The sequence below is a fragment of the Legionella sp. D16C41 genome (genome assembly GCF_048541585.1).
Lineage (GTDB): Bacteria > Pseudomonadota > Gammaproteobacteria > Legionellales > Legionellaceae > Legionella_C.
The window spans coordinates 1,831,713-1,846,512 of sequence record NZ_CP183303.1 but is presented as its reverse complement, the minus strand read 5'-3'; the positions used below and the strand labels follow the sequence as shown (position 1 = coordinate 1,846,512).

Here is a 14,800-nt window from a genome sequence, read left to right as displayed (position 1 = left end):
TGCAAAATTTTTCAGTTAAATTGATCTATATTTTGACTATTTAATGACAATTATGTATCATATTTGGCACTTTTGTAACTTGGTTTTAAGCTAATGAAGTGTCGTCTTTTATTTATCTTATTCTTCTCATTATTTTTAAATGAATTTTCTTATGCAGAATCGCCGAATTTACCTTTAAGTTTACGCGAAGAAATTGGCCAGATGTTAGTGATTGGATTTAATGGTAAAACTATTACAAAAGATTCATTAATTACAAAAATAATTGATAAAAGTAATATCGGCGGAGTTATTTTATTTGATTATAATGTTGCCACAAAAACCTATGATAAAAACATAGAAAGTCCCGAGCAAGTTAAAAAGCTAACTACTGACTTAGAACATTTAAACTACCTAGCCAATTTAAAACATCATCGTCCTCAACTTCCTTTGCTCATTTCAGTTGATTATGAAGGTGGAAAAGTAAACCGCTTAAAGGAAAGATACGGCTTTCCTGTGACAAAAACGGCAGCTGAAGTTGCTAAGCTACCATTAGATGAGGCTGATAGAGAGGCAGAAACTATGGCTGAAACGCTACAAAACTCAGGCCTAAATCTAGATTTTGCACCAGTAGTTGATGTTAATGTTAACCCCGATAATCCAGTTATTGGTAAATTTGAGCGTAGTTTTTCTGCTGAACCGCAACAAGTAGCTAATTATGCGCATCTTTTTTCAAAGCAATTTTTAAATCATAATGTGCAATGTGCTTATAAACATTTCCCAGGTCATGGTAGTTCAACAGCAGATTCGCATTTAGGTTTTGTCGATGTTACCGATACTTGGCAAAATTATGAATTATTACCTTATGAAATGCTTTTAAACGGAAATCAAGCCTGTGGTATGATAATGACAGCGCATGTTGTTAACCGCCAACTCGATAAAACAGGTCTGCCAGCTACACTATCTTATGACATTTTAACTAATCTTTTGCGCAAGCAGCTTAAATTTAATGGTGTCATCATTACTGATGATATGCAAATGAAAGCTATTAGTGATCACTATGGACTTGAACAAGCATTAACCTTAGCTATCAATGCTGGTGCTGACATGTTTATATTTGGTAATCAATTAGTAGATAACCTTCAAGATCCCGAAGAGATAATTAATATTATTGAAGCTAAAGTAAAGTCAGGGGAGATTAGCCGAGCTAGAATTGATGAAGCTTATCAACATATATTGGCTTTCAAGAAAACTTTACAAACTAATTATGCTTAAATCGAAAATCTATTAATCACTGTAAGTCCGGCCTTGGCCTGACAAAAGATCTATTTATTGGGCTAAGGTCGATAGCACTAATTTAAAAATTGCTTTGCATTCTGATGTGGGCGGGGATGTACTTTTATATAAGCATGGTGCGTATATTAAGATAGATTTCCGCCTGCGCGGAAATGACAGTGTTTTAAGTTAGTATTATTGGGAAGAATGACCCTGTTATTCTCACGTAGGTAAGAATTTATTATTCTCCAGGCACAGTGCCAATATGGGGATAGATTTCCGCCTGCGCGGAAATGACAGTGTTTTAAGTTAGTATTATTGGGAAGAATGACCCTGTTATTCCCACGTAGGTAAGAATTTATTATTCTCCAGGCACAGTGCCAATATGGGGATAGATTTCCGCCTGCGCGGAAATGACAGTGTTTTAAGTTAGTATTATTGGGAAGAATAACCCTGTTATTCTCACGTAGGTAAGAATTTATTATTATCCAGGCACAGTGCCAGTATGGGGATAGATTTCCGCCTGCGCGGAAATGACAGTGTTTTAAGTTAGTATTATTGGGAAGAATGACCCTGTTATTCCCACGTAGGTAAGAATTTATTATTCTCCAGGCACAGTGCCAATATGGGGATAGATTTCCGCCTGCGCGGAAATGACAGTGTTTTAAGTTAGCACTATTTTGAAAAATAACTTGTCATTCCCGCGTAGGCGGGAATCCATTTCTATTTAACTACAGTGCCTGTAAGATAAATTTTAACCTGTGCGGATATGACCGTTTTTTTAAGCTAGTGCTATTAGGCTAAGGCCGAGACTAGGTTCTTTAATTTTTTAAGTATCTCTGACTTTTTAATTTAAAAAAACTAAGTTTTTGCGTAATAATAGTTAGTATTAAACAAACTATCGTATAAATTATGGCATAACTTAATGAGGCATTCTCTGCTGAAGAGTAACTAAACAAATTTTCTGTTAAAAATGTTTTTAAATTACTTGTTTTGCCGTTATGAGGAATAGAAATAACAATTTGAATCTTTAACAGAAAAATATGCAAAGTATAGGCAAATAAAGCATTTAAGCCAAAAACCTTGAAAGGATAAATCCATTTTTGCCACTGTTTTATTTCAAGGAACCAATAACAAATTGCGAAAGCAAATAGCCCCAAGCCTCCGGTCCACAATACATAAGAACTCGTCCATAACGATTTATTAATGGGAAACCAGAAACTCCATAGCCAACCTAAAAGTATTCCAAGAAACCCCGCTGTTATTAGACCTAAAAGCTTTAAATTTTTCTGATACGCTCCTACTAGCCAATAACCAGCAAGATTACCGAGTAAGACCGTAGCCAATGAAGATATAGTGCTTAATAAACCCTCAGGATCATAGTATTTTCCATATAAATGAGCTTCCGAGAATAAAGCTCTATCTATTAAAGCTGGAATATTAAACTCAGGTGTTAAGCTATCGCCTGTGTAACCCGGTAAAACAAGGTTAATAAGCCAATAACTGACTAGTAATAAAATAAAAATAAAAAATTGCGTATATACTTTTGTTGTTAAAAATAATATAGCAGCAAAAAAATAACAAATAGCTATCCGTTGTAGCACCCCGTAAAAGCGCAACGAGTTTAAATCAAAATGATAGGGGAAAGCATTTAATAGCAAACCAATTGCAAAAATTATAATACTGCGTTTAATAATTTTGATGACTAAAACATTAAAGGGTAATTGTTCTTTTAATGAAGAAAGTTGAAATACACAAGATACGCCTGCAATAAAAATAAACCATGGAAAAATTAAGTCTGCAAGCGTACAACCATTCCAAGAAGAATGGGCAAGCCAAGAGTAGGTGGGATATTTGCCGGGACTATTAACTATAATCATCATGGCAACAATAATCCCGCGAAACACATCTAAAGATAATAATCGAGGAGGGTTATTAGGCATGTTATTTATTAAATATTAAAGAGAAATCATTAATTTGCACATCATCTATTTTTGTGCCAAGTTTATAATAGTTAGGTAAAGTCTTCAAATAATGCAACTTAAATTAGTTTTCATTGAGGAAAGGACTTCAAGATGAAAAAAGGTTATTTGTTGTGGCTTATTATACTTTGTTCTTTTTTAATCTCCTTATTTGTACGTGCTGAGGATAGAAAAGAGCAAGATGTTGCAAGTTGGACGCAGCAGGTATTACTAACTACTTTATCGGCAAGTTATGATGATAGTACTGCTGATGTTAACGAAGTTAGTAAAAATTATTATCCAGCTGCCTGGTTTATGATGCGTAGTTTTTTTCAAGACAAAATTAACGAAATTAAAGAAAAAAAGATTACCTTACATCCTAAGCCATTAACAGCTCCTAAAATAGTTTATACCGGTTACTGTGGAAACAATTTTTGCTGGCGTATTAACCAACAAATTTATGTTCCTGAATTAGGTTTGAATATAGATTTTTCTGTTCTACTTATTAAACTGACTGCTGATGATAATCATGCACCTTATCGTATTCAAAGTTTAAATATTAAACTTAGCTCTTATAAAAATAACCAAATTTTTGTCACTTGGTTACTGAAGGCTAAGCAGCTAGTATTGAGCTATAGAGCTTAGTAGATACTGCTATTTTATTTTATCTTGGTAAGAGGGGCTGTTTTTATCCAAGCCCTTAAGACTTCTGCCACGCTCCAAGCCTGTGCTACACAGCCTCGTGGCGTATAGGGCTCTAGCGCATCAAACACTTCACTAATCGAGCCTACGCCAGAGTCTTCTAAATGATGTTCAAAGCCTGCTAAAAATTGGCGCGCTTTCGTTTTTTGATTGGGATAGGCTTTAAGCCAAGCATCAATAAAGGGTCCGATTAGCCATGCCCAAACGGTTCCCTGGTGATAAGCAGCATCACGTGCTCTTAAATCACCATCATAACGAGGTTTATAATCCGGATGGTTAGGTGCTAGTGAGCGTAATCCAAAAGGTGTTAATAATTCTCTTTCACAAATATCGATTACTTCATTCCAGCGTTTTTTTTCTAAAACAGGATATTTTAAAGATATTGCAAAAAGTTGATTAGGTCTTAATGCTGCATCGTTACCTTTTTCACCTTCTATAACATCGTAAAGATAATGTTGGTCAGCAAGCCAGAACTTTTCATTAAAAGAATGATAAACTTTTAACGCCAATCTATTGTAATACTCCTTGACTTCTTTATCGTCTGCTTTAGTCCATTCTGCCATTAACTTTAAAGCATTAAACCATAAGGCATTAATTTCAACTGTTTTTCCTCGCCTGGGGGTTACTACCCAATCTCCAACTTTAGCATCCATCCAGGTTAATTGAAAACCTTCTTGACCTTGCTTAATGAGCCCATCATTAGGATCCATACCAATATTAAAACGTGTTCCTTGCTCATAAAATTGAACAATACACTTTAAAGTAGGTAAAAAATAAGGTAACTCCGAATAATTATTAGTAATAGCTAAGTATCGATCAAGGGCATGGAAAAACCATAATGTTGCATCAGCAGTATGATACAACCCTTCATGCTCTCTCTCGGGGAACATATTAGGTATGAGGCCATCTTTTACATAATGAGTAAACGTTTTTAAAATCCATAATGCTTCTTTATAGCGACCAGTGCAAAGTGTTAACCCCTCTAGGGAAATCATGGTATCGCGCCCCCAGTCGGTAAACCAATGATATCCCGCAATAATAGTATATACCTCATTACCTTCTGCTTGGGCTAAAATAGCATCTTCTATACGGCTTTGTGGTGTAATAATAAATTTATCAGCGGCAAGTACAAGTTCTGCTCCCATACCTTTTTTTGCCGCAGGAGACGCTATAGAAAGGAGATATTGGCGACGTTGGTATTCAGCATTTTGAGCAGCTTCAGGTTTAAGTGCAGAAATGATTTCCCAATTTTCTGTTGAAGCAACAAAGGTAGCACAGCTACTTTGCGATAAATCTAAATGAAAATAGCCAGGTGTCCAAAGTTTTCCTAAAGCTTCATATCCACGATTTTTCTCCATCCTATAATAGGTATCCGGGATAGTATTTCCTTGTAGAATAAATTTAATATTTTGACCATGTAAAAAAAGCCTTATAGGTGGGTAATTATCAAGCGTAACTTCGTAACGATTTTCAGTAGCTAAAATCTGATAGGGGTTTTGATTATGTTGGCTTAGAGGCGCATCATGTGATCGAAAATTAAAAGAAGGCTGAATGTTTAAAAAAACTTTATCGGCACCTTTAATAAGCTTATAGGTAATTTGCACTGTATTTTGTCGATGAATAAGAATAATTCTTTTTTCAATAATAAGGCCATCAATATTGTAGCGCCAAACAGGTAAACCATAATCTAAATAAAATTCTTGTAAGTATTTCATGCCAGCTAAAGAAATATTACCGTCACTTTGCTCATGACAACTAATTAAAAATGTTTCTTGTTGGTCTGTAATAACTTCTTCATGAAGATGATTAAGCATGATTGTACGGCCATAGGGGGGTGGTAGAGCTGCTACTAAATAGCCATGGTATTTACGCGTAGTTATGCCAGCTACCGAGTTAGAAGCGTATCCACCTAAGCCATTGGTGATTAACCATTCACCACGTAATAAATTGGCGGCAGCATTACCTATGGTGCTATCTTTTTCTTTGTACTTAGCAATATGATGATGTCTAATAATTCGCTTCATGTTAACTCTTTGAGATGTAAAACGAGGGCGCAATAACTAGGTATATACCAATTACCTTTATTAGTCGGTGGAATAGTTCCTCGCCCACCGTATTTAGGATCTTCACTCGACCAATATAGCTCCCAAACCTGATTAGGGTAAGGCGCTAATAAAGGTTCTGGTGCGGGATCTAGATCTAAATCCGAGCCTAAATTTATTAGCATTAATCGTTCACCATATTCACTAAAAAAGCGAATAAGAAAAGCTTGATGTGATAAAACTGCCCCCTCTATAAGTTTAGGTGTACGGCCCTTAAAGACTAAATCTTTTTTTCTTAAAGCAATTAAATCTTTATGTAACAGGTACCATGTATGATTTATTTCCTGGTTTCTCTCTGCTAAATTTAGTTTACTTTTAATAAAGGTTTCTTTCTCAATTGGATTAGGTAGGGCTGCTCGTACTTTAGGAGTACGTACACTAGGAAATTGCTTAAAAAATTCAAGGCGTCCTAAATAAACTTGTTTTGCTATTTCAGGCTTATGATCAGCAAAATAATTAAAAGGACTTGAAGTTGCAAATTCTTGCCCTTGAAATAGTAAAGGAGTTTGGGGAGCTAGAAATAAGAAAGCAGTCATGGCACGTAACATACCTGGGTTGGCTCTCGTGTGGATTCGCTCGCCGTAAACAGAATTTGCAATTTGATCATGATTTTCTAGAAAATTAATAAAACACGTTGGCGCTAAACCGAATGTATTTTTTCCACGCGGTTTTTTCTGCCATTTATACCATTGTCCCTGATATAAAAAGCCATATTTGCTGACAGAAACAAATTCCTGAGGGCAGCCCTTATAGTCAGTGTAATAAGCTTCGCGTTTACCAGTCATCAGTACTTGCGCGGAGTGATGAAAGTCATCATTCCAAAGTGCGTCAAATCCAAACCCATCTTCATTAATAGGTTTTAAATAGTTAGTATCTTGTGGTTCATTTTCAGCAATAAGATAAATAATGCGGTGTGGCGCTTGACGGCGAATAGTTTCACTTATTTCTTGCAAGATATGTGGTTTAGAATCATCATAAATATTTTGTGAAGCATCTATTCTTAAACCATCAAAATGATATTCATCTATCCAGTATTTTGCATTGGCTAAAAAATATTCTCTCACTTCAGCCGCATTATCGTCAAAATTAATAGCATCTCCCCAATCGGTAGTATGCTTTTTAGAAAAGTAATTATCTGAAAATAACTTTAAGTAGTTACCATCTGGTCCTAAGTGGTTGTAAACAACATCTAAAATAACAGCAATATTTAATTCATGTGCACGATTGATAAAATGACATAAGTCTTCTGGTCTACCATAAACATGCATAGGGGCAAATAAATCTACGCCATCATAGCCCCAACCAAACTCGCCAGCAAATTCGGCAAGGGGCATCATCTCAATAACTGTAATGCCTAATTCAGCTAAATAATCTAACTGCTTAGCAGCACTTCGCCAATTTCCTTCCTGCGTAAATGTGCCTATATGCATTTCATAAATAATAGCTTCTTCTTTCTGGATGCCTTTCCAGTTATGATCGCTCCACTGGAAGGATTTATTATCAATGACCTCAGAAGATTGATGAGGTCCTTGCGGTTGATAACGGGAGGCAGGATCGGGGTAGAGTATTTTGTTATTATCTAATTGAAAGCTATACTGATCACCAGCTTTAGCATTAGGAACAAAAGTAGAAAAATAGCCATTGCCTTCTGCTTGTAAAACTAGCGAAGCGCTTTGGTCATGGTTTAAAATGAGTTTTATTTTTTTCCTTTTAGGGGCCCACACGCGGAAATGTACCCCATTATTAACAACTTCAGCGCCAATGGGTAGGCGTCGCTGGCTTAAAAACGCCTCTAACTTCATTTAGCTATCCTTCTCTAATAAAATCAAAAAGTTATTAAAAATTTAATTATTATTACGCCGTAAAATTTTTATAGTGATTTACAGCGCCTGTACTAAAAAAAATTAGCATTATTTAACTAAAAATTAGTAGCCGACATACTTTTCACATGTGTAATAAGAGCCATTATTTAATTTCATAAGATATAAATTGTTAATTATAGAACAGTGAAGGGGTGTATGGACTTTTGTCAAAGATACAAGCATTAAATTAATAATTAATTAATGCTATCTGCAATAATGACTATTTACTCACAATTTCTGTGGATAACTCTGTGTAGTATTTAGGGAAAAGGGCTAATTGCTTCTGTAATTCAGGCCTAAATAGATTAAAACTTACTTTGTATAAAGTGCCTAGGAAGTCAACATTAATTTTAGCACATTACCAATATAAGCAAGTAAATTACTATACAAATATCAACTCAAAATAGGTATTTCCAACTTAGAGTTTTTGTATCGAGCAAAGAAATATTTTTTTACCTTCACAATTACAGTGACTTATTCCCGCAAGATTAAGCGCGTTCGTTAAATCATTAGAAAATGTGAATAAGCTATGACAATTTGGCTTAGGGAAAGATAGTTTTCAACAATTTGCAATTTTTTGCTAAGTACAAAGCATAATTTTATTAGTAACATCCTATTTAATAGAACCTTAATTTTTATATTCTAAAATAAGAACAATATAACCTGATGAAATGGCAAAATAATGGAAAGTAAAATTCAGCTTCCTTTTAGCCCAAGGCTGCAAATGAAGAAGTTAAAGGCGCAAGCGTCTGAGAAGCATCAACTAATGCTAGAAAATTTTAAAGAGATACAAACAGTTGGTTACCCAGAATACAAGATTTTAAAAGGTATTAGTGCAGAAACTACAGAGATATGTACTTGTTGTGTTTTTATTCTCTATTCAAAATCTAATCCAAATTATTTTTTTGGACATTTTAATAGTGTGAATTATTCAATAAATTCGATAGAAAGAAATTTATTTAAAGATGATTTTAAAGAAATATTGGAGTTTTTAGCGAGCAAGGGGCTATCAATAACATGTTATGAAGCAATTATAGTTGGTGGTGATAAAAGTTTTTTCAATGAAATAAAAAAATATTTATTATCTCTAGAAGTAAAAATTGTTGCTAGCTATTGCGATAATTATCAAGAGCTTGAGTTAGATGATAGTTTGAAATCTAAAGACATTATCTTTGATCATACAACTCACAAAGTCACTATTTTTTCTGCAGGATTTCCTCGTCAAGTTCTGACTTTAAGTAATTTACATCAAACTTTTGAAGGTGATTTTTTTAAAAAGAAACGGAGACTAGAAGAATTATCACAAAAATTAATAACTTATGATAGTGATGATCCTATCCAAGAGGAAGCATTAACAGGACAAACTATGCCTGACGATACTGATATTTCTTCTGACGAAGAACATTTAATAAAAAGCATTAAGACTAGTACTGATGACGTAGCTGATGATGCAGATAATTCTACTGAAGAGGAAGAAGACTTAGCGCCGAAAAGTGTGCCTGATAGATAATTGTTCTTTACGGAAAATAAATTTTAATTATTCTTAAATCTAGGTAATTATAGACTTTTTCAGCATTACCTAATGTTATTTATATTCTATTTATAATAATTCAATTGGATAGGTACGAATAATCAACTTTTCCTGCTGAAATCGTTTTTCTAAACAAGCACGATAATTACGCCACCAATTAGAAGAAAAATGCTTATCCATAATTTCATAAATAATTAATTCATCCTGTACAATTTGGTCATTTTCTTTTTGCCAAAATCCTTGCATAGGGGCCCTCGTATAAGCAGTTAAGCCACCAAACTTATCAATTAATTCGTCATAGGTTTGCTTAAATAGTTCATTAGGAAATTTTTTATTTTTATTATCATAAATTGGTAAGAATAATTCTATAAGCTGCATAAGCGCCCTTAACTGACTTAAAGTATGTAAAGTACTTAACTATATAATGGAATTACATACCTATTAATCACTTAAAGCAAGTTTTGAAATTCTAGGGTGTTTTATATTTTTGAAATATTTATTTATAGCTTAGAATTCTATCCAAACTATTTTTTAATCTGTTTATATAATAAACTAGGTAATTACCTCTTATGAGAAATAGACTCCTAAAGACTTACTTTAATTATTTTTAGTTACGATACATGTTTATATGAGATTTATATGAAGAAGTTTGGTTTATTTTTATTGTGTTATAGCAGTTCATTATTAGCAAACTCTAATTCTGTAGTATGGAAAGGAGCCTATTATGCTCCAGTACCGATTAAAAAGGGAGTAAGTCAACAATATTGTAATAACCATAATCCAGGTACATTCATTCATGTAGTTAAAGAGGCACTCACACATCCTATTTATACTGATAAAAAAATAAAATTATCGCAAGCGCGGTTTATCGTTGATAAAGTGAAGGATATTTATCTTATTCATGGCAGCTTTTTAGCTAGCGGCAAACAAAACAATAAAACTTGGCAAGAAACTATTTATTATTTTCTTTTCAAAAAAAGTGAATATGGCATAACGCAAGGTGTTTGGTATACCAAATACTGTAAGGGATTATATCGTGGTGTACAGATTAATAATTGATATTAAGCGCTAAGCGGTAACTTCATTTAATTTAAATTGCTTATACGTATTGCTAAAGAGCTCTACTAAGGATATATAAATAGTAAAAGTAAAACTAGATACACCTTTTATGGATAAAATTTATGACATTAAAATTTATTATTCGCAATATAACTGATTTAGAAATTGAGTTTTTAGGTGATACTGATAAGTTAGAGCAAGTCAGAGGTGTTTTATCAAGCAGTTGTAAAATACAAGATGGTAAATCAATTGACAGGGATAATAAAGATAATCCAATAGTATATCCGGCTTTTAAAATGAGTCTTTATAATTTATATCATCAAAGTAATGAGCAAAGTATTGCGCAAATGATTTTAAAAGTTATAGATGAAAAAAAAATCAATATTTCTTTTCGCAATCGATATCTACTGCAATATTGGGATTTTGAGGTAAAAATGATTGTCAATGGTCAAAGTATTCATAAGTCATTTAACTCTGAGAAGCCGCCACACCTTTCTTCACCCATTTTGTTAAATGCAATATTAGATGAATGCGATAAGAAAAAATATTTACCGGGATTTGAGCAATTATTTCAATTATTTGAGCAATCCAAGAAAATGGAAAATAATTATCTTAATCCTTATTTATATTCTTCTAATTCGTTTAAGCTTAATAAAAAAGAAGTACAAAAATTTATTAAACAAAATGAAAATAATTTATTTATTAATAATGAGACTAAGTCACAGAAAAAATATCAGCTATTATTATTTGATAGAAAGCTGGTCAAAATAGATACAGATTACTTACCTAAAGAGGAAAAAATTTTTTCAATGTAAAAATAGATTTTTGAAGTCTAATAAAAATTTAACCTTCTAATTTTTTTGGAGGTTACATTGATTTGCTTTGGCTATCTTACGCGTACAACAAAATATTGTTTTTTAGTTATAATTCTTGGTACTTGCCTGATTGTTACGCGATGATTTATCTGGATTGAATCTCTAGCATGAAGCAAAAGTAACAAAATTTTTATGATACTTTTAGTCAAAAAATTCTTATTTCATTAAATCTTCAATTCGCTTGTCAGGAATAAACCACATTATTGCGACGATGACATAAATTAATTGAGCAATCTCTGTAAAAACATAGGCAATAAGAATGGCAAGAGCATATAAAATAATTGAAATTTTGCCTTTAAAATCCTTGCCAATCGCTTTTCCTACCAAAGATTTTTCGCCTTCATGCTTAATGAGTGCATGTACAAGAATAAAATAAGCAATAGCTGCAAGCAAAAGTACTAGGCCATACAGAGCAGTTGGTGTAGCCGTAAAATGGTTTTCTCCCATCCATCCGGTAGCAAAGGGTAATAATGAAATCCAAAATAATAAATTTAAATTAGCCCAAAGTACGTTACCTGAAACACTTTGAGCCGCACTAAATAAATGATGATGATTATTCCAATAAATACCAATGTAAATAAAGCTTAAAAGATAACTTAGAAAAATTGGTACTAAAGGTATAAGATCTAAAAAACGATCGCCATGTGGAATTTTAATTTCCAACACCATAATGGTAATGATAATCGCTAACACGCCATCACTAAACGCTTCCAGTCGAGTTGTTTTCACCCTAATATCCTTTTAGGTGCCAGTTACTTTTTAATATATTTTAGTATGAAAATCATGGAGTGAAACTAATTTAAGCTAGTTTTCGACTAAAATATATCTTTGACGCTTGATTGATTTTAACTGGCAAAGATCAAGATTTTCTGATTTAATAGCTAGATAATTTTTGTTCTTTATTTCCAAAATTTGTTATAAAAGAAGTAAGCAAGTTTGTAAATGCAGCCATCCCCTTTATTTATTCCTAATACAATTCATGCAGTATGGTTGGGTAAGTTACCCCCAGTTAGTGTTTTAGATAATGTTAACTGTTGGAAGTTAACAAATCCGAATTTTGCTGTAAAACTTTGGATTGATTCAAGTACTTATACAGAACAAGAAAAGGTAGGTGGGCTTCCTGATCTTTTAAAGTGGGCAAAAGAAAATAAAATTACCATTTGTGATATTTCCTTACCAGCAAAAGCCAGTAAAGATAATTTAATAGGAGAACAAGCGCTTTATTTAGACATGCCTGCCAGGCGATTTTATGATGATGAAACAATGGGTGAATTTCGCAATTTAGCTGCTGCTTCTGATATCTTAAGAACAGAGATTTTATATAAGCAAGGTGGAATCTATATTGATGCCAATGACCTGTTTTCTAATGCACCTATTCCTGTAGATTTTAATCTAAAATTTGGTTTTGCCTTTCATGATTGCGGGCATAGTGGAGTAAATAATGATTTGATGGCAAGTGTTTCTAAAGGTACTATTGTTTCCGAATATCGTCAGCAAATAATCAATAACTATCAATTTTTATATCAGAATAAGCGTTTGTTAGATGCCCATAGAAATAAAAATCTAAGAAGCCCCTCTCTATTAGCAGGCGGAGATACGAGGCACCTTACTACTTTAAAGACATCTGGACCTGCAGCATTAGGCAACTTGATAGAGCGGTTAATGCGGTTACTTGAATTCATTCCTGAAGCCAATAGCCCTATTTATGATTTTGATGAGTCATCATTATTTATGCCAACTGAAATATTTAATATTCCTAAGCATGGTAGTGATGTCAGCTGGAATGATTTAAACATGACTTATAAAGCAATTAAACCTTATTTATTTAATTATTTTTGTGAGTATTGGTCTTCTAAGATTGATGAAGAAATGGAGTCTCTAGAGAAAAAATTATCTCATTTCAACAGTGGCATGAGTTTTTTAACTAATTATTTCACAAAGAATAATTCAGAGTTATATGATACAAAAAAGATGTTGGTTAAGCTAAAAAATAGTTTGGAAAATTTACCTCGTTCTTTACCTCCTAATGATTTTTTTCAAGCATGTATCAATAACTTTGACAAGAAAATAATGGAAAAACTTGAAGATATTCATCCAGATTTTTGGGTTAAGCTCCAGTATGCCTTTGCAAACTTTGATTCAAGATTTTCTCTTTGTGAAAAAGAAATTACGGATAAAAATTTTCATCAAGCTCTTTTCCAGATTAGTACCAAGGGAGCTAAGCCAAATTGGAAGGATTTTATTGCTTTATTTATAGGATTGCATGAAGCTCCTAAAGACATTAGCTACCTTAGTGAACTAGTGCAGGAAATAAATAGTAAAAACCTTTCCGCATTTCGAATAACATAATTAAACTCATCGTTATTACAATTACAAGGAGAAAGCGCAGATTTTTTAATGATATGGCTTTTTGCAATCAAGGGCGAAGATGAGCTTTTATCCTGAAAAGCTCATTGTCTTCATTAACTTCCAGATGCCACACTTAAGGTTTAAAAAAATTTTGCGTTTTCTTATTATTTTCTATTTCCTGTAGTTTACATAGATTGTCAATTAACTTTTTCATTTCTAGAATTTGTTTTGATTGCTCATCTATTTTATTGTTCATTTCTTTTACCGTTTGTTCTAAGCGTATTATCTTAGAATCCGTTTGCTCAGGAGCGGTCTCTAGATTGGAAGTTATATCTTGATTAAATAAGCTTTTGAACTCATTTCTTACATTTGGCAAGAGATGGTTTATAGAAATTAGAAACTCAACACTTTTCATTACTGAAAAAACTTGCTTTTCCGTAAGCTTACGATTCTCTAAGTATTTTTGCAACGAGGATACGGTGACATCAATACTACTTTGAAGTTCTATAATCCCCTTAAGCATTGCTTGATCATTACGGATTATTGCTTCATGGAATAGAAGCTCTAGGCACGCTTTTGCATCAGTTCCCAGGCATTTTTGCTCATAATAATTACGATTTGGAATATTAAAAAGCTGTTCAAAAGAAATTATATACTTAGCGGGAAATTTAGGATTAATATTTATGGCATATGTCAGAAGTAGTTTAAAAATAGCTAGGTTTCTATTTTTTATATTTTGATTAAAGCAATAAGCAAAAATAGCATTAGTTAGGTAATCGTCATATGAGTAACTTTCGGTATCATGCCCCTCAACTTTAGCCCCCTTTTTTAATAAAAAATCCACCACCTGTACATGATTCGTAGCCACAGCTGCTGAAAGAGCAGTAACTTGACGAGAATAATCGAATGCAGAATCAATTTTAAATGCTTCAGTAAAATTTATATCTACATTAGAAATAAGTTGCTTTATTTTTTCTAAATCACCTTCTAGAGCAGCTTGAATAAATTCTTTAGACATAATTTTTTGCTTATTTAATAATAATAGGGAGTGTATTTTATGCTGTTTGTTATTATTCTGAGAACCTATTAATATGGAAAAATAAAAATT

At 32.9% G+C, this 14,800-nt stretch carries 12 protein-coding genes; 6 read left to right on the top strand and 6 right to left on the bottom strand.

All coding sequences use genetic code 11. The features are described from left to right. Positions 1 to 93: 93 nt before the first annotated feature. Positions 94 to 1,251, top strand: coding sequence for a glycoside hydrolase family 3 protein (locus ACNVED_RS08060; protein ID WP_419418511.1), 1,158 nt, complete (start codon positions 94 to 96; stop codon positions 1,249 to 1,251). Between the two features lie 821 nt (positions 1,252 to 2,072). Here ACNVED_RS08060 and ACNVED_RS08055 read toward each other — a convergent pair. Further along, on the bottom strand, positions 2,073 to 3,194 hold the full coding sequence (locus ACNVED_RS08055) for an acyltransferase family protein (protein ID WP_419418510.1): 1,122 nt from the start codon (positions 3,192 to 3,194) through the stop codon (positions 2,073 to 2,075). A 132-nt stretch (positions 3,195 to 3,326) separates the two neighbouring features. Between ACNVED_RS08055 and ACNVED_RS08050 the strand changes: the two genes are divergently transcribed. Beyond that, a complete protein-coding gene (locus ACNVED_RS08050; RefSeq protein ID WP_419418509.1) occupies positions 3,327 to 3,857 on the top strand; it encodes a hypothetical protein in 531 nt (176 codons plus the stop codon). Positions 3,858 to 3,871: 14 nt separating this feature from the next. Here ACNVED_RS08050 and ACNVED_RS08045 read toward each other — a convergent pair whose 3' ends face one another. Then, positions 3,872 to 5,938, bottom strand: a complete 2,067-nt coding sequence (locus ACNVED_RS08045; RefSeq protein WP_419418508.1) for an amylo-alpha-1,6-glucosidase — start codon at positions 5,936 to 5,938, stop codon at positions 3,872 to 3,874. Further along, positions 5,935 to 7,818, bottom strand: a complete 1,884-nt coding sequence (treZ, locus tag ACNVED_RS08040) for a malto-oligosyltrehalose trehalohydrolase (protein WP_419418507.1) — start codon at positions 7,816 to 7,818, stop codon at positions 5,935 to 5,937. Before treZ ends, ACNVED_RS08045 begins: the two co-directional genes overlap by 4 nt. A 742-nt stretch (positions 7,819 to 8,560) precedes the next feature. On the opposite strand from treZ, the gene ACNVED_RS08035 reads away from it, so the two are divergent. After that, on the top strand, positions 8,561 to 9,388 hold the full coding sequence (locus tag ACNVED_RS08035; RefSeq protein ID WP_419418506.1) for a hypothetical protein: 828 nt from the start codon (positions 8,561 to 8,563) through the stop codon (positions 9,386 to 9,388). Between the two features lie 90 nt (positions 9,389 to 9,478). Here the strand turns inward: ACNVED_RS08035 and ACNVED_RS08030 are convergent, their stop codons facing one another. Continuing rightward, on the bottom strand, positions 9,479 to 9,787 hold the full coding sequence (locus ACNVED_RS08030; protein ID WP_419418505.1) for a hypothetical protein: 309 nt from the start codon (positions 9,785 to 9,787) through the stop codon (positions 9,479 to 9,481). 261 nt (positions 9,788 to 10,048) lie between these two features. On the opposite strand from ACNVED_RS08030, the gene ACNVED_RS08025 reads away from it, so the two are divergent. Continuing rightward, positions 10,049 to 10,468, top strand: coding sequence for a hypothetical protein (locus ACNVED_RS08025; protein WP_419418504.1), 420 nt, complete (start codon positions 10,049 to 10,051; stop codon positions 10,466 to 10,468). Between the two features lie 122 nt (positions 10,469 to 10,590). Further along, a complete protein-coding gene (locus ACNVED_RS08020; protein ID WP_419418503.1) occupies positions 10,591 to 11,283 on the top strand; it encodes a hypothetical protein in 693 nt (230 codons plus the stop codon). 216 nt (positions 11,284 to 11,499) lie between these two features. Here the strand turns inward: ACNVED_RS08020 and ACNVED_RS08015 are convergent, their stop codons facing one another. After that, positions 11,500 to 12,072: a TMEM175 family protein gene (locus tag ACNVED_RS08015; protein ID WP_419418502.1), complete on the bottom strand. Its 573-nt coding sequence runs from the start codon at positions 12,070 to 12,072 to the stop codon at positions 11,500 to 11,502. A gap of 213 nt (positions 12,073 to 12,285) precedes the next feature. On the opposite strand from ACNVED_RS08015, the gene ACNVED_RS08010 reads away from it, so the two are divergent. Further along, a complete protein-coding gene (locus ACNVED_RS08010) occupies positions 12,286 to 13,692 on the top strand; it encodes a TcdA/TcdB catalytic glycosyltransferase domain-containing protein (protein ID WP_419418501.1) in 1,407 nt (468 codons plus the stop codon). Between the two features lie 133 nt (positions 13,693 to 13,825). On the opposite strand, the gene ACNVED_RS08005 is transcribed toward ACNVED_RS08010, so the two are convergent. Then, positions 13,826 to 14,710, bottom strand: coding sequence for an ankyrin repeat domain-containing protein (locus ACNVED_RS08005; RefSeq protein ID WP_419418500.1), 885 nt, complete (start codon positions 14,708 to 14,710; stop codon positions 13,826 to 13,828). Between the last annotated feature and the right edge of the window lie 90 nt (positions 14,711 to 14,800).

Bases quoted from the DNA above. Each gene is read 5' to 3' on its own strand.
- ACNVED_RS08045 (WP_419418508.1), bottom strand. From the start codon at position 5,938: ATGAAGCGAATTATTAGACATCATCATATTGCTAAGTACAAAGAAAAA.
- ACNVED_RS08025 (WP_419418504.1), top strand. From the start codon at position 10,049: ATGAAGAAGTTTGGTTTATTTTTATTGTGTTATAGCAGTTCATTATTA.
- ACNVED_RS08005 (WP_419418500.1), bottom strand. From the start codon at position 14,710: ATGTCTAAAGAATTTATTCAAGCTGCTCTAGAAGGTGATTTAGAAAAA.
- ACNVED_RS08055 (WP_419418510.1), bottom strand. From the start codon at position 3,194: ATGCCTAATAACCCTCCTCGATTATTATCTTTAGATGTGTTTCGCGGG.
- ACNVED_RS08030 (WP_419418505.1), bottom strand. From the start codon at position 9,787: ATGCAGCTTATAGAATTATTCTTACCAATTTATGATAATAAAAATAAA.
- treZ (WP_419418507.1), bottom strand. From the start codon at position 7,818: ATGAAGTTAGAGGCGTTTTTAAGCCAGCGACGCCTACCCATTGGCGCT.
- ACNVED_RS08050 (WP_419418509.1), top strand. From the start codon at position 3,327: ATGAAAAAAGGTTATTTGTTGTGGCTTATTATACTTTGTTCTTTTTTA.
- ACNVED_RS08020 (WP_419418503.1), top strand. From the start codon at position 10,591: ATGACATTAAAATTTATTATTCGCAATATAACTGATTTAGAAATTGAG.
- ACNVED_RS08035 (WP_419418506.1), top strand. From the start codon at position 8,561: ATGGAAAGTAAAATTCAGCTTCCTTTTAGCCCAAGGCTGCAAATGAAG.
- ACNVED_RS08010 (WP_419418501.1), top strand. From the start codon at position 12,286: ATGCAGCCATCCCCTTTATTTATTCCTAATACAATTCATGCAGTATGG.
- ACNVED_RS08060 (WP_419418511.1), top strand. From the start codon at position 94: ATGAAGTGTCGTCTTTTATTTATCTTATTCTTCTCATTATTTTTAAAT.